Raw genomic sequence first — 15,871 nt, forward strand, 5'->3', positions numbered from 1 at the left:
TATAATATGAAAAAGATAACAGTTTTAGGTTTGAGTAGTTTACTTGTATTAGTAAGTTTTTTTGCAAGTTGCGATTCAGTTAAAAACGCAAATAATACACAAAAAGGTGCAGGAATTGGAGTAGTTGCCGGTGGTCTTATTGGTGGTATTTTAGGTAACAATTTAGGAAAAGGCGGAAACGCTGCTTTAGGAGCTGCAATTGGAGCTGCTGTAGGTGGTGGAACTGGTGCTCTTATTGGAAACAAAATGGACAAACAAGCCCGTGAAATTGATCAGGCTTTACCAGGTGCATCTGTAGAAAGAGTAGGAGAAGGAATTCACTTGACCCTTAATGAAAATGCTGTTCGTTTTGATACTAACAAATCTACTTTGACAACTCAGGCAAAAGCAAATTTAGATAAATTGGTTCCTGTATTTAATGAATACGGAGATACTGATATTCAAATTTTTGGTTATACTGATAACACAGGAAAACCAGAATACAACTTAACACTTTCTGGACAAAGAGCTGCTTCTGTGCAATCTTATTTAGTTTCTAAAGGATTAAAATCAAGCCGTTTCAAAACTTCAGGTTTAGGAATTGTTGATCCAATTGCTACAAATGATACTCCGGAAGGAAGAGCTCAAAACCGTCGTGTAGAATTTTCTATTACTGCAAATGACAAAATGGTAAATGACGCTAAAACCGAAGCTGGTAAATAGTTTCAAACGCAATAAAATTTCTTAAAAGCTGTTTCATAATTGAAGCAGCTTTTTTTTGACTTTAGAAATTAAACATTGTAAATTTGAACTTTCAAATACAACCCATGCTCGACATTCAGAATATTTCTTTTTCGTATACCGATAGCCCCGTTATAAAAAACGTTTCTTTTACCATAAATAAAGGCGAGAATATTGCTATTATTGGTGAAAGCGGCTGCGGAAAAAGTACACTTTTAAAATTAATGTACGGTTTATATGATTTAAAAGAAGGTAAAATCTTTTATAATGATAAACCTATTTTAGGTCCTAAATACAATTTGATCCCGGGAATGCCTTTTATGAAATACCTGGCTCAGGATTTTGATTTGTCCCCTTTTGAAACTGTAGCGGAAAATGTGGGTAAATTTCTTTCGAATGGTTTTGCCAACATGAAAAAACTACGTGTTCAGGAACTACTTGAAATGGTAGAAATGGAGCAATTCTCTAATGTAAAAGCTAAATTTTTAAGTGGAGGACAACAACAAAGAGTAGCTCTGGTAAGAGTTTTGGCTCTGGAACCGGAAGTAATTTTATTAGATGAGCCTTTTAGCCAGATAGATGCTTTTCGTAAAAATGCTTTACGCCGAAATTTATTTCGATACTTAAAACAAAAAGGAATTACCTGTATTATTGCAACCCATGACAGCACAGATGCATTATCGTTTGCAGATGAAGCAATCGTAATGCGAAACGGGGAGGTTATCGTAAAAGATAATCCGACAAAAATTTATGAGGATCCTGAAACAAAATATGTGGCTTCGCTTTTTGGGGAAGTAAATGAGATTCCTACCCACTTACTATTACCATATGAAGATCAAACACATAAAACATTGGTTTATCCACATCAGTTTAAAATGGTAGCCGAATCAAATTTACCGGTAAAAATTAGAAGAACTTATTTTAGAGGAAATCATTTTTTAATTGAAACAGTTTATAAAAGACAACTGGTGTTTTTTGAAAGTGAAATCGATTTGCCTCTTGAACAGGAAATATTTTTAGGTTTAAATTATTTGTAATTAGATATTTTTTTTATTCTGTATAAATAAAAACCCGACAGCGATTAAACTGTCGGGTTTCTTTTTATGTCAATTTTGAATAATCTAGTTTTTTAAATACTTCTCTAAAAACTGATCTTGTTCCCAAAGCAGGTGCAAAATATTTTCTTTGGCAACATAACTGTGAGCTTCTTTAGGTAAAATTACCATTCTTGCCGTTGCTCCCAAACCTTTTAAGGCCTGGTAATAACGCTCAGTCTGCAAAGTAAAAGTTCCAGGGTTATTATCTGCTTCACCATGAACTAATAAAAGAGGTGTTTTCATTTTATCTGCATTCATAAAAGGAGACATCGCAGTGTAAACCTGAGGAACTTCCCAATAATTACGTTGTTCAGTCTGGAAACCAAAAGGGGTTAAAGTCCTGTTGTAAGCACCACTTCTTGCAATTCCGCAAGCAAATAAATTAGAATGTGTCAATAAATTGGCAGTCATAAAAGCACCGTAAGAATGTCCTCCAACAGCTACTTTTTTGCGATTAATATATCCTAAAGCATCAACGGCATCAATTGCAGCGGCAGCATTATCGACTAATTGAGAAATAAAATTGTCATTAGGTTCTGTAGTTCCTTCCCCAATAATTGGAAAAGCGGCATCATCTAAAACTGCATATCCTTTTGTTACCCAATATACAAACGATCCATAATAAGGAACCGTAAATTCGTTTGGATTTTGAGTCGATTGTCCGGCGCTGTTTTTATCTTTATATTCAGCAGGATAAGCCCAGATCAGCAAAGGCAGTTTTTCTTTCTTAGCTTTGTCATAACCGGCAGGCAAATATAAAGTCCCGGAAAGCTCAACACCATCTTTACGCTTGTATTTAATGACTTCTTTGCTAACATTTTTGATGCTTTCAAACGGGTTTTCAAAAGTAGTAATTGGAGTTAAACTATTTTGTTTTTTGATATTTCTGAAATAATAATTCGGATATTCGCTTTTAGACTGAATCTGAACGAGAACTTTACCGGTTTTAAAATCTTCAATACCTAATAAATCTTCTTTTTTATCTTTATAACCCGAAGTGTAAAGGCGTTTTGATTGTAGTGTTTTTAAATTAAATTCATCAATAAAAGGAAATTGCCCTTCTTTTGTATATCCTTCTCCAATACGATATGCATTGTCTTTTTCGATTGCTAAAACATACTTGTTATATGCATTCTTTTTAGTTTCAAAAGCTCCCGGATCTGAATAAACATCTTGTTGGTTTCTGTCTGTGATTACTTTTGCCTGCTGGGCAGGATTTGACGGATTGATTAAATACGTTTTTGTATTACGGGTATCGTACCACTCGTCAGTAAGAAAAGCGATATTGTCGTTACCCCAAATAATATCGTTGTAACGTTGAGGTACTTTTACTAATGCTGTTGCATTGCTTGTAAAAGGGGCATCCCAAAGAAAAACTTCATCTCTAAATTCTACTTTATTAGCAGGATCACCTTCGTCTAAAGCAACAACATATGATAATGTTGCAGGTTTGTCATTTCTCCATTCCATTTCTCTTTTTCCTTTACGAACTGCCATAAAACCTTTTGGGATTACTTCGTTCAAAGGAACTTCATTAACTGTTTTAACTTCTTTTCCCATTACATCATAAACAACTGTTCTGGATGGAAATCGATTTAAAGGAACAACATATGAAAACGGCTTCTGGATTGTACTTAACATTATATAGTTGCCATCCGGCGAAATTCTTTCTCCGGCATACATGGCTGCTTCCTTAAACAAAGTTGCAGTTCCGTTAATGTTGACTTTATATAATTCAGAAGTAATGATATTCTCAAAATTAATTTCGTCATTTTGATTTTTCAGCATGTCGGGATATGTTCTGTTTTGAGATTTTGCTCCTGATGTGTTAGAAATGATAGGACCGGCTGGCAAATCTTTTTTAGAATCTAATAATGGTTTTCTGTTTTTTGGAAGCATTTTAACCAAAATAGTTTCATTGTCTAAAAACCAGCTAAACGGATTACCAAGGTTTGCATTTACATTCGCATCTGTAAGTTTTGTTGCTTTTGCAGTTGCAACATCTACAACCCAAAGTTCTACACCAGTACTTGTAGTATGTGAGAATAAGATTTTCTTATCGTTTGGTGACCAAAGCACATTTGTTATTTTAGGATTTTCAGGTAAACCTGAAACTTGTACTTCGTCTTTTCCGGCAATTTTTCTTAACTTAAGATTGATTGTGTAGGTTGCAGTACTTGAAATATTAGTTACCGGATTAATTCTCAAACCACCTAATCGAAGTTCGTCCTGATTAAGATCGTCTAATGTTTTATATGTATTTCTGTAAAGGAGCAACATATTTTCTTTTTTAGTATCCATAGATACAAGTGGAGCTTTTTGATAATCGGCTAAATCCAAGATAGATTTAGATGGTTTTTGGTAGGTTAAATTTTCCTGAGCAAAGGCAAAAAAGCCAATGTTAAGAAAGAATAGGAGTGTAACCTTTAATTTCATAATTTGAATTTTAGGAGTTTAAAAATGGTATTCGTTATGTTTGACTAAAGTAATTCAATCTTGTTACATTTTATTCGTTATTTTTCATAGTTTTCATCATTTTGATGTAAAAACTGATTTTTCAAAATGCAAATAATCTTAATTCGATATATAATTAAAGTATATTAAATTGTCAATTACGAAAAAAACACTAATTTGTACGCTAATGATTTAAAGTATACTTAAATTTGCATTCCAAATTTTTAACAAATAATAAAAGAATATGTATCATTCAAAAATAGCGGGCTTAGGATATTATGTTCCTTCAAATGTTGTGACCAACGACGATTTGTCTAAGATTATTGATACCAATGATGAGTGGATTCAAGAGCGAACAGGAATTCAGGAGCGCAGACATATTATTCGTGGAGAAGATACCACAACTACAATGGGGGTAAAAGCAGCTAAAATTGCTATAGAACGTTCTGGCGTAGCCAAAGAAGATATTGATTTTGTAGTTTTTGCTACATTAAGTCCTGATTACTATTTTCCAGGACCCGGGGTTTTAGTACAACGTGACTTAGGGTTAAGAACAGTTGGAGCATTGGATGTAAGAAATCAATGTTCTGGTTTTGTTTATGCTATATCTGTTGCTGATCAGTACATAAAAACCGGAATGTATAAAAATATTCTGGTGATTGGTTCAGAGGTACATTCCACAGGTTTAGACATGACCACTCGTGGACGTGGAGTTTCTGTAATTTTTGGAGACGGGGCAGGAGCGGCAGTTTTAAGCCGTGAAGAAGATTTGACAAAAGGAATTTTATCGACTCACTTACACTCAGAAGGACAGCATGCCGAAGAATTAGCTTTGCAGGCACCAGGAATGGGAGCGCGTTGGGTAACTGATATTTTGGCAGATAATGACCCGAACGACGAAAGTTATTATCCGTACATGAATGGGCAATTTGTATTTAAAAATGCCGTAGTACGTTTTGCTGAAGTAATTAATGAAGGGTTGGAAGCAAACGGCTTGCAAGTTTCGGATATTGATATGTTGATTCCGCATCAGGCAAATTTGAGAATTTCACAATTCATTCAGAATAAATTTAAACTGACAGATGATCAGGTACATAATAATATCCAGAAATATGGTAATACAACCGCAGCATCGATTCCAATTGCTTTAACCGAAGCTTGGGAACAAGGGAAAATTAAATCTGGAGATACAGTTGTTTTGGCTGCCTTTGGTAGTGGTTTTACCTGGGCAAGCGCAATCATTAAATGGTAAATTAATTCATCTTGCATTATATTTAAAACCTGCTCTTTTATAGAGCAGGTTTTTTTTATAAATTGCATATTCAAACCTAACAGGTTAAAAAAAACGGTTAGGTTTCTTTTGCGGAAAAACAGATTAATAATCAAAAATGAAAAAAAATCAATTAGAAATAGCCTGCTTCAACTATGAATCGGCGATAATTGCACAAGACAGCGGCGCAGACAGAATCGAATTATGCGAAAATATGCAACTTGGCGGAACAACGCCAAATGCCGTTTTAGCGGTTAGGGTTCGCGACATTCTTTCGATTAAAATGCATGTTATTATAAGACCTCGCGGTGGGGATTTTGTATATACTGATGAGGAATTCGTTGAAATGAAGCAAGATTTAAAACACTTGAAAAAATTAGGGGTTGATGGTTTTGTTTTTGGAATCCTGAACCCTGATGGGAGTGTCAATAAAAAGCAAAATCAGGAATTAGTAAATTTGGCCAGTCCGCTTTCTTGTACTTTCCATCGCGCTTTTGATGTTGTAAAAAACATCGAGCAGTCACTTGAAGATGTAATAGATTGTGGTTTCAAAACTATTCTGACATCAGGAAGAGGCAAAAATGTAGAAGAAGGAATTGATGATTTAGAAATGATTCAGGAACTTACCAAAGACAGAATAGAAATTATGCCGGGTGGAGGTTTACGATCTTCGAACATTAAATTGCTGCAGGAAAAATTAGAACCAACTTTTTATCATTCATCTGCTATTACTGACAATTCAGAAACAGCAAATCCCGAAGAAATAAAAGAATTACGAAATTTTCTTTAACCATTAAATAAAATAAGAAAAGCCTGAAGTTGGCAAACTCCAGGCTTTTCCTTTCTACAAGAACTATTAAAATCTACTATTAAAAGTGGGATTAAAACATTCCGCCGCCACCTTTGCTAGTGTTATCTTCTCTTTGTTTACGCTCTAAATTTTTGATTTTTGCACCACCAAAATTATACGTTAAACCTAAATAAACAGTTTGACTTTCCCATTTAAATTGTCCTTCATGTGCATAAGGATACATAGCGTCAAATGAATATTTCATTGTATTAAAGACATCATTAAAACGTAAACTGATGTTCATCTTGTTGTCTAACAATGTATAACGCGAACCTATGTCCATTTTGTACATTTCATTGCTATTATTTTGAACTCCGTCAACTCCACCTCTGTAAAAACCAAATAATAAAAAGCTTAAACGTTTGTTTACCTTAAAGTTTGAGTTCATACGACCATTAAATGCTGCAACTGTAACTTTTCTTTCAAAAGGGTTACTTGTTTGTGTTACAGGATCATATTCAAACACAACTCCTTGTTGATTAATGCTTGAGAAATCGATAGAAGGTTGGATATCCCACCATTTTGTGATTTTGTAATTAAACGAAACCTCAAAACCATAAGACGTATTATGATCATAGTTTGTATAAGTCAAAATTTGTTTGTTACCAGTTGGATCTGTGTCGTCCGGGTATAAAATTCTACTAATTTGGTCATTGATGCTTCTGTAAAAAACACCTGTTGTAAAACTTCCTTTTTCAAGAGTTTTAGTATAATTTACTTCGACAGAATTTGTAAACTGAGGTTTTAATTCAGGATTTCCTAATGAGGTAACTAACGGAGTAGAAAACTCACGGATAGGTTTTGTCTGCTCTAAACTAGGGCGGTCTACACGACGGCTATAGCTAAATTGTAAAGTGTTTTTTTCGTTCAGGTTGTATGTAAAGTAAGCTGAAGGATATAAAGTAATATAATCATCATTGAATTTTTCAAGCCCCTGATTTAAATTAGCGACAACTTTATAGCTTTCAAAACGACCACCAACCTGATAGCTGAATTTTTTAAATTTCTGACCAAATGTTACATAAGCTGAATAAATATCCGTATCATAAGTATAAACAGAAACTGGAAGTGCTGCAAGCGGATTTCCGGTGCTGTAATAATTATCAGTTTTAGTAATTCTGGCTTCAGCACCGGCTTCAAGCGTCGTTTTATCGTTTAAAGGATTTACGTAATCTACATTCAAAGTTGTTAATTTACGTGTTCCTTTTATATAATCATCATAAACAACATTGTTTTGAGTATTGTCATTATTGATAGATTGAGTATCGAAAGAAGCATAATTAGTTTCTTTATTATCACTATAGTTTCCTTCAAAATCTAAAGTATGACCTTCTTTTTTAAAGATGTGTTTGTAGGCTAAATTGTAAGTTCCAACGTTATCCGGTCCTGAATATTTAGATTTCTGAAAAATACTGGCAACATCAGACCCCGTTACATTATTATAATCAATTGCTGTATCTACAAAACCTTTACCATTTGATTTATTTTGATTGGTATAAAAAGATAATGTGTTATGATCATTGATTAAATAATCCATACCAATTTTATACAAATAGGAGTCATTGTCATTTATAACATCAATTTTCTGAACTACGCTTGGATCAAATCTTTTAATGAAACCATCATTGTAATACGTTCCAAAGTTTTGTCCCACATTTCCAAAGAAATTTACTTTTCCGGTTTTGTAATTCAAGTTTAAAGATTGGTTGTATTTAGCCGTTTCTCCAAAAGTGATTCCGCCACTGTAACTTCCATTAAAACCAGTATTTGCATTTTTATGTAAAACGATATTAATAATTCCTGACATTCCTTCCGGATTGTATTTTGCACTAGGATTTGTAATCAATTCAATTTTTTTGATCGAAGTTGATGGGATTTGTTTTAATAATTGTGCAGGATCAATATTAGATGGTCTTCCGTCAATTAATACACGAACATTATCATTTCCGCGAAGCGAAAGTTTTCCGTCCTGATCTACATTTACAGATGGGATATTATTCATGATATCTGAAGCTGAAGCTCCGGCAGTAGTCAAATCTTTTCCAACTGTAATTACTTTTCTGTCAATTTTTTGTTCAATCGTCGAGCGGTCACTTACGATATTTACGCCTTTAAGCTGAGTAGCTTCTTCTTCAAGAGAAACATTTAATGTTGCTGTTTTTTTATTGTCACTTAAAATAAGCGAACCTGTATATTTTTTAAATCCAATGTACTGAATTTCGATAGTATAACTTTTTAAAGCCAGATTTTTAATAGAGAAATCCCCATTGTCATCCGTGTTAACTCCTGTAACTACTTTGCCGTTATCTTTTATTGAAACTGTTGCATAAGAAATAGGTGCATTGTTCGATTTTTCTGTAATCTTTCCAGAAACTGTTCCCACGTTCTGGGCTTGTGCTGTTGCAATTACACCTAGTAATGCAAACAGAAAGAATTTTAATTTCATAAGTACTAATTGATTATTTTGATTTGATTGATGATGATTGTTTTTTTTGTTTTTTGTTAATTTTTTTCTTCAGTAATTGAATTCTATTTTTCTATTAAGACTCTTTTGTCGCCGATATGTTACAGGAAAAATTGAAAATAATTTAGTTTTTTTTAAGAAAGCCTGTTTTTAAATGGATTAGCGTTTTAATTTTTTGATAATTTTAACAATCAAATTAAAATCCTTTTTGAGAAATTCTAATTGATTTGTTCTATTTTATATGTTTTTCATTTTCTGTAATTGATGAATAAGCAGTATCTTTGCTCACTTTAAAAATAAGTTTACATGTCATTATCACAAATTCTTACACCTTCTATACAAAAAGCAATACAAGCATTATTTGATGTTACTGTTGATAAAATCGAATTTCAAACTACCAGAAAAGAGTTTGAAGGCGATATTACTATGGTAATTTTTCCTTTGTTAAAAGTGATTAAAAGCAATCCTGTAGAATTAGGAAATAAAATAGGAAATTATTTAGTCGAAAATCTTCCCGAAGTAGCACGTTTTAATGTGGTTTCTGGCTTTTTGAATATTGTAATTGCAGATCGTTATTATTTGAATTTCTTTAATGAGATAAGAGACAATCAAAAATTTGGATATGTAACTCCTAATCCTCATGATAAAGCTATCATGGTCGAATATTCGTCGCCAAATACCAATAAGCCTTTGCACTTAGGTCATGTCCGTAACAATTTGTTAGGATATTCTGTAGCAGAAATTATAAAAGCTTCTGGTAAAAAAGTATATAAAACACAGATTATCAACGATCGTGGAATTCATATCTGCAAATCGATGCTGGCTTGGCAGAAATTTGGAAATGGTGAAACTCCGGAAAGTTCACATTTAAAAGGAGACAAATTAGTTGGTAAATATTATGTTGAGTTTGATAAAGCGTATAAAGCTGAGATTTCTCAATTGATAGAAACCGGAAAAACTGAAGAAGAGGCTAAAAAACAAGCTCCTGTCATTATTGAAGCACAAGAAATGCTTAAAAAATGGGAAGCCGGTGATGAAGAAGTAATCTCTTTATGGAAAATGATGAACCAATGGGTTTATGATGGTTTTGCTACAACTTATAGTAATCTTGGAGTTAATTTTGATAAATATTATTATGAAAGTAATACTTATCTATTAGGAAAAGATGTTGTTCAGGTTGGTCTTGACAAAGGTGTTTTCGAAAAAGATCCTGACGGTTCAGTTTGGATTGATTTGACAGATGAAGGCCTGGATCGTAAAATTGTGTTACGTTCAGATGGAACGGCGGTTTATATGACACAGGATATAGGTACCGCAATTCAGCGTGTAAAAGATATGCCGGATGTTGGCGGAATGGTTTATACTGTTGGTAACGAACAAGATTATCATTTTAAAGTATTATTTCTAATCCTGAAAAAATTAGGTTTTGACTGGGCTTCAAGTTTATACCATTTGTCATACGGAATGGTTGATTTGCCATCAGGAAAAATGAAAAGCCGTGAAGGAACTGTTGTAGATGCAGATGATTTGATGCAGGATATGACTGATACAGCAAAACAAATTTCTGAAGATCTTGGAAAATTAGATAGTTATTCAGCAGAAGAAAAAGCCAAATTGTACAAGACAATTGGACTTGGAGCTTTGAAATATTACATTTTAAAAGTAGATCCTAAGAAACGTATTTTGTTTAATCCGGAAGAATCAGTTGATTTCGCAGGAAATACAGGTCCGTTTATTCAATATACATATGCCAGAATTCAATCGATTATTCGTAAAGCCGATTTTGATTTTTCGGCTAAAACAAATACAGAAGAATTACACGAGAAAGAAAAAGAACTGGTAAAACAAATCGAGCTTTTCCCGGAAGTAATTCAAAATGCAGCGCAAAATCATAGTCCTGCACTGATTGCAAATTATACCTATGATCTGGTAAAAGAATACAACTCATTCTATCAGTCCGTACATATATTAGGAGAAGTCGATTTGACTAAAAAAATATTCAGAGTTCAGCTTTCACAAAAAGTTGCCGAAGTTATAAAATCTGCTTTTACTTTATTAGGAATTGAAGTTCCTGAAAGAATGTAAAAAAATAAATAAAATGCCAAAAAAGCCGATAGTCCTAAAACTATCGGCTTTTTCAATAACTAACACAAATATTTTATTTTACGAATTTGTTGATGATAGCATCTGTTTCTGCTTTTGAAGCAGTTGGTTTTAAATCAAACAAAAGAGAATAAAGTGCTTTTCTGTCCACTTTTGCTTCTAAGTTTAAGTCCTGATGTCTGTCAAAAAGAGTTTGCCATTTGTCACGAACATTTTTCCAAAGAGCATTATTTTCCTTCCACCATTTTTGCCCGGCAATACATTTAATATCCGGAACTTTAGTATAAACGTCAAATCCTTTTTCTTGTGCCAACAAAACATCTTTTCCACTATCATCTCTGATTAGTTTGTCGTTGTCTTGCTCGTGATTCCATCCTGTAGCAGTGATTTCGTGAATGTTTCTTCTTTTTAAAACATTATAATCATTACGTTTTGTTTGCTCTCTTCTTGGTAAAGGAGCGTCAGCAACATTCGCCCAGTAATCTTTTCCATCTACATGTACCCAAGTTGAAGAACCTTCATATCTTGGACTGTCATCTACCTGATATACTTTTTGAGTCCATTGTCCTTTAACGGCTTTTTTATCTAATTTTTTATATTTCCAGGAAGTCCCTTTATCGAATGAATATAAGTCTGTGTTTTCATATAGCCAATCTTGTCTCCAGTGTTTAATGATCATATCATCACTTACTATTAATAAGTGTTGCATTACGATTTTGTTAGGAGTATCTTCTAATAACTCTACCCATTCTAAAGCAGATTCATGTTTAGTTTCAGAAGGTTTATAAGTAGCTGAATCTTTAGGATATTGAAAAGTTTCAGTAAAATTAAATTTCACTTCATAACAACCACACATTGATTTAATAGATTTAATGTCTTGTTGTTTTTTGTCCTGACTGAAACCAAGGCTACAAGTCAAAGCCATAACGGCTGAAAAATAGAGGCTTTTTGAAATCATAACTTATTTTTTGTTTTTAAATTTTTTGCAAATATATAAATTTTATTTAGAACAATTAAAAATAGTTATATATTTGCACTGTTATTAAGACTCAATAAAAATAATGAAAATAAAATTTACACTCTTTACAGCTTTTCTTTTTTGTCAAATTTCGTTTGCACAAGAAAAAGATACTACGGCTGTAAATAAACTTTCTGAAGTGGTTGTTACCGGACAATTAGAACCACAATCAATTAAAAAATCAGTTTTTAATGTTCGGGTTATTTCTCAGGAAACTATAAAACAATTAGCAGCTAATAACCTTTCTGATGTTTTAAATCAATATTTAAATATAACAGTTAAAACGAGTGGAGAAGATGGTCGTTCAACAGTCTCTATGTTTGGGCTTGATTCGCAATATTTTAAAATTTTAGTCGATAATATTCCACTTGTAAGTGATACCGGAATGGGAACAAATGTCGATTTAACTCAGGTAAATCTTGATGATGTTGACCATATCGAGATTATCGAAGGTTCGATGGGCGTAACACATGGAGCTAATGCAGTAAGTGGTGTTTTAAATATTATTACTAAAAAAGGAGGTGGATATAAATGGCAAATAAGTGCAACTGTTCAGGAAGAAACAGTGGGTAATGAATATGCTCTTTTTGATAAAGGCCGTCATATTCAGGCAGCAAAAATAGCTCATAATTTTAATGATAACTGGTTTGTAAATGTAGGAGGAAATCGTAACGATTTTGCTGGATATTATGATAATAGAAAAGGTGCAGATTACAATAAAAATGATGGTTTGCGAGGATATACTCAACTGCCAAAAGAGCAACTTGTTGGGAATGCAATGTTAGGATATAAGAAAAATGATTTTAGAATTTTCTACAAATTTGATTATTATGGAGAAAACGTTGACTATTATAATCCAACTTTAATTCCTCAGGATAATTATCCTTTTCCGGAAACTTACTTTTCTAATGATAGGCGCTATATAACAAATCGCTATTATCATCACTTAAACTCTAACGGAAAACTTTTTTCTAAATTAAACTATAATGTTTCTGTTTCAGAACAAAAACAAAAGCGGGATGTAGAGAAATTTAATTATCAAATTGAAAAAGGAAATGAGTTTGATAATAAAAGAGAAACATATCAATCTAAAGAAGTATTCTATTCTACGGGAACTTTAAGTAATTTCTTCAATAGTAAAAAAGTTGATTTTCAATTAGGTTATGAAATTACAAATGAAAATGGATTTTATGATGCAACTGCAGGAACCTTTAAGGATGAAAACCAGCAGTTAACCGATATTAGAAAAAGATTAGAAAACTATGATGTTTTTACGGTAGCAGAAATCAATCTGAGCGATAAATTTTCTATTCGTCCGGGAATTCGTTATTCATTTCAATCTTATTTTGAGAATCAATATGCAAGCTCTCTGGGTCTGAGATATCTATTTAAAAGAGGTTTAGAAGCAAGAGCTTCTGTTGGAAAAGCGTATAGAACTCCAAACTTTGATGAACTCTATACTTATTTTGTAGATTCTAATCATAACCTTCAGGGAAATCCTGATTTGGTTCCGGAACAAAGTACTTCTTATGAATTGAGTTTTAAAAGATCTTGTTTGTTTGATTCAGGGGCTCAAATTGCCAATAATTTGGCAGTTACTTATATGGATGTGGATGATAGAATCGATATGGTTCTGACACAGATAGTACCCACTCAAAACTACAGATATGTAAATATTAATAAATACAAAATGTGGAATATTTCAACTACGGAACAATACACATATAAAAACTGGAATGTACAAGTTGGAGCAGCATTAGTAGGTATTTCCCGAAAATTAGATCTTGCAGCCTTGAATGTAACTTCTGATGATAAATTCTTGTATTCCTTACGTTTAAACTCCAGTATATCATACAATATTCCTAAATGGAATACCTTAATCGCTTTGTTTTACAAGTACAATGGCGAACAACAACAATTCATAGCAGGAACAGATACCGATGGAAGTACTAAATTCTTTTTAAATAAAATCAGCCCTTACAGCTGGATGGATGCTTCTATCCGTAAACTATTCTTTAAAAACCAATTTGAAGTAACCGTTGGAGCTAGAAATTTATTTGATATCACAAATGTACAGACAATACAAAATGGCGGAGGCGGTTCAACAGGAGGTGCACATTCTTCAGGAAGTTCTGATTTGCTACTAGGATATGGACGCTCTTACTTTATTAAACTTACGTATAATCTAAATTTTAATTAATATATAAATACCATGAAAAAAAACTTTATTTTAATTCTTTCTTTCGTGTTGCTCGCTTTTACAGCTTGTAACAGTGATGATAATAATGGACAGTCGTCTGTGGCTATAGCATTTGCTGAATCTTCATATAATTTAACAAGTACAGCAACACCTGTTCAGATAAAATTTTCTGCTCCAGCTCCAGCTGCTGGAACAATAACTATTGCCTATACAGCAACAGCAGCAGCTTACACGACAGATTTTACTACTCTTCCGGTAGCAGCAGAAAGCAAGATAACTTTGCCTTTTGCAAAAGATGCTACTTCAGTTGAATTTACTTTTACTAAAATTAAAAATGCAGTTGGTGCAGAAGTAAAAAATGTAATTTTTAGTATTTCCAGTACTTCAATTAATGCTGAAGTTGTAGGAAATAAAACAATTCAATTAAATTTTAATGAAACTGCGTCATTAGGAACTGCTTTAGCTCCTGAAGTTGGTGGTCCAATGCAACCAAATCAGGTTTATGTTGATTTAAGCAGTGGAAAAATGACAACAGCAGTTAGAACCTCTTGGGATTTAGGATTTTATGGCGGAAGCGAATTTAGAATTATATTGAACAGTTCTTTAAAAATGGCTGCAAAGCAATTGACTTCTACTAATATTGATGAAGTTCAGGTTGCTGATGAAACTATGATTATTTCTCAAGGTCAAGGAAATGCTACACAAATTGATGATCCGACGGGAGTTTTCTCAAAATCAGGCGGTATTGCAGAAGTTTCTTCTACTGATGCTGATAATAAAGTATATTTAATTAACATGGGGAGTAATCCTGCGACTACCAAACCAGCAACAGGATCTGAAGGATCTGCTGGTGGAACTTCTAGAGGTTGGAAAAAAATTAGAGTTTTAAAAAGCGGAAGTGATTATAAAGTTCAATATGCAGATATTGCAGCTACAACTCACGAAGAAATTACAATCTCTAAAAATAGCGCTTACAATTTTACATTTTTAAGCTTATTAGATAAAAAAGTAGTGAGCGTTGAGCCACAAAAAAATCAATGGGACCTTAACTTTACAACCTTTACAAATATTATTCCAGGGGCAACTCCTACGCCATATTTCTATCCTGATTTTGTTGTTAGTAACTTAAAAGGAGGAGCAAAAGCATATCAAGTGCTTACAAGTGCTTTTGCTTATGATGCTTTTACATTAGCAAATGTTGATACTGCTAAATTTACTGAAGATCAAAGAAATATTGGTTCTAACTGGAGAAGTACAAGTGCGGCTGGAGCAGACGGAAATCCAGTTTCTCAGTTCGTTTTAAAAACAGATCGTTTCTTTGTAGTTAAAGATCCAGCAGGAAATATCTACAAATTGAAATTTACTGGTGGAGCTAATGAAGCAGGAGAAAGAGGTTACCCTAAATTCCAATACGCGATATTAAAATAATTAATTCATTAAAAACCTAAGGATAAGATTATTTATTCTAATTTATAAATGCGAAAGCATTAAAATTCAGTTAATCATTAGCTTTGTTTTTTTTATTTTTTTTTGAAAAAGAGGTTAGATGAATCTAACCTCTTTTTTTTGTTTTATTTTATTGTTAAAAAGAATTCATAAATTAATGTTTAATTCTATCTTTGCGCATACTTTTTTATAAGGATTAACAGGAATTTTTAATGGAAATTTTAACGAATCCTTTCTCCAAAACTTATA

General features: G+C 32.8%; 10 protein-coding genes. 7 read left to right on the forward strand and 3 right to left on the reverse strand.

Features of this window, described 5'->3' with window-relative positions:
- Positions 1–6 precede the first annotated feature (6 nt).
- Both RC62_RS05120 and RC62_RS05125 read left to right on the forward strand, forming a co-directional pair.
- A complete protein-coding gene (locus tag RC62_RS05120; RefSeq protein ID WP_055093254.1) occupies positions 7–702 on the forward strand; it encodes an OmpA family protein in 696 nt (231 codons plus the stop codon).
- 104 nt (positions 703–806) lie between these two features.
- Complete coding sequence (locus RC62_RS05125; protein WP_055093255.1) at positions 807–1,757, forward strand: ABC transporter ATP-binding protein; 951 nt, start codon at positions 807–809, stop codon at positions 1,755–1,757.
- Positions 1,758–1,841: 84 nt separating this feature from the next.
- Here RC62_RS05125 and RC62_RS05130 read toward each other — a convergent pair whose 3' ends face one another.
- A complete protein-coding gene (locus RC62_RS05130; protein ID WP_055093258.1) occupies positions 1,842–4,253 on the reverse strand; it encodes an alpha/beta hydrolase family protein in 2,412 nt (803 codons plus the stop codon).
- Positions 4,254–4,515: 262 nt separating this feature from the next.
- Between RC62_RS05130 and RC62_RS05135 the strand changes: the two genes are divergently transcribed.
- Positions 4,516–5,523 (forward strand): 3-oxoacyl-ACP synthase III family protein, encoded by a 1,008-nt coding sequence (locus tag RC62_RS05135; protein WP_055093260.1) that lies wholly within the window; start codon positions 4,516–4,518, stop codon positions 5,521–5,523.
- A 136-nt stretch (positions 5,524–5,659) separates the two neighbouring features.
- The gene (locus tag RC62_RS05140; RefSeq protein ID WP_055093262.1) at positions 5,660–6,331 is read left to right on the forward strand and encodes a copper homeostasis protein CutC; all 672 of its coding nucleotides are present in this window, start codon (positions 5,660–5,662) and stop codon (positions 6,329–6,331) included.
- Positions 6,332–6,422: 91 nt separating this feature from the next.
- Here the strand turns inward: RC62_RS05140 and RC62_RS05145 are convergent, their stop codons facing one another.
- Complete coding sequence (locus RC62_RS05145) at positions 6,423–8,837, reverse strand: TonB-dependent receptor domain-containing protein (protein WP_055093264.1); 2,415 nt, start codon at positions 8,835–8,837, stop codon at positions 6,423–6,425.
- 324 nt (positions 8,838–9,161) lie between these two features.
- Between RC62_RS05145 and argS the strand changes: the two genes are divergently transcribed.
- Entirely contained in the window at positions 9,162–10,940 is a 1,779-nt protein-coding gene (gene argS, locus RC62_RS05150) for an arginine--tRNA ligase (protein WP_055093266.1), read from the forward strand.
- A gap of 73 nt (positions 10,941–11,013) precedes the next feature.
- On the opposite strand, the gene RC62_RS05155 is transcribed toward argS, so the two are convergent.
- A complete protein-coding gene (locus RC62_RS05155; protein ID WP_055093268.1) occupies positions 11,014–11,916 on the reverse strand; it encodes a DUF6607 family protein in 903 nt (300 codons plus the stop codon).
- Between the two features lie 103 nt (positions 11,917–12,019).
- Between RC62_RS05155 and RC62_RS05160 the strand changes: the two genes are divergently transcribed.
- Positions 12,020–14,176 carry a TonB-dependent receptor plug domain-containing protein gene (locus RC62_RS05160; RefSeq protein ID WP_055093270.1) on the forward strand — a complete coding sequence of 719 codons (2,157 nt, stop codon included), beginning with the start codon at positions 12,020–12,022 and terminating at the stop codon, positions 14,174–14,176.
- A gap of 12 nt (positions 14,177–14,188) precedes the next feature.
- The gene (locus RC62_RS05165) at positions 14,189–15,604 is read left to right on the forward strand and encodes an HmuY family protein (RefSeq protein ID WP_055093272.1); all 1,416 of its coding nucleotides are present in this window, start codon (positions 14,189–14,191) and stop codon (positions 15,602–15,604) included.
- Positions 15,605–15,871: the final 267 nt, after the last annotated feature.

The sequence above is a fragment of the Flavobacterium aquidurense genome (assembly GCF_001404985.1).
GTDB classification, from domain to species: Bacteria; Bacteroidota; Bacteroidia; order Flavobacteriales; family Flavobacteriaceae; genus Flavobacterium; species Flavobacterium aquidurense_B.

Bases quoted from the DNA above. Each gene is read 5' to 3' on its own strand.
- RC62_RS05120 (WP_055093254.1), top strand. From the start codon at position 7: ATGAAAAAGATAACAGTTTTAGGTTTGAGTAGTTTACTTGTATTAGTA.
- RC62_RS05125 (WP_055093255.1), top strand. From the start codon at position 807: ATGCTCGACATTCAGAATATTTCTTTTTCGTATACCGATAGCCCCGTT.
- RC62_RS05130 (WP_055093258.1), bottom strand. From the start codon at position 4,253: ATGAAATTAAAGGTTACACTCCTATTCTTTCTTAACATTGGCTTTTTT.
- RC62_RS05135 (WP_055093260.1), top strand. From the start codon at position 4,516: ATGTATCATTCAAAAATAGCGGGCTTAGGATATTATGTTCCTTCAAAT.
- RC62_RS05140 (WP_055093262.1), top strand. From the start codon at position 5,660: ATGAAAAAAAATCAATTAGAAATAGCCTGCTTCAACTATGAATCGGCG.
- RC62_RS05145 (WP_055093264.1), bottom strand. From the start codon at position 8,837: ATGAAATTAAAATTCTTTCTGTTTGCATTACTAGGTGTAATTGCAACA.
- argS (WP_055093266.1), top strand. From the start codon at position 9,162: ATGTCATTATCACAAATTCTTACACCTTCTATACAAAAAGCAATACAA.
- RC62_RS05155 (WP_055093268.1), bottom strand. From the start codon at position 11,916: ATGATTTCAAAAAGCCTCTATTTTTCAGCCGTTATGGCTTTGACTTGT.
- RC62_RS05160 (WP_055093270.1), top strand. From the start codon at position 12,020: ATGAAAATAAAATTTACACTCTTTACAGCTTTTCTTTTTTGTCAAATT.
- RC62_RS05165 (WP_055093272.1), top strand. From the start codon at position 14,189: ATGAAAAAAAACTTTATTTTAATTCTTTCTTTCGTGTTGCTCGCTTTT.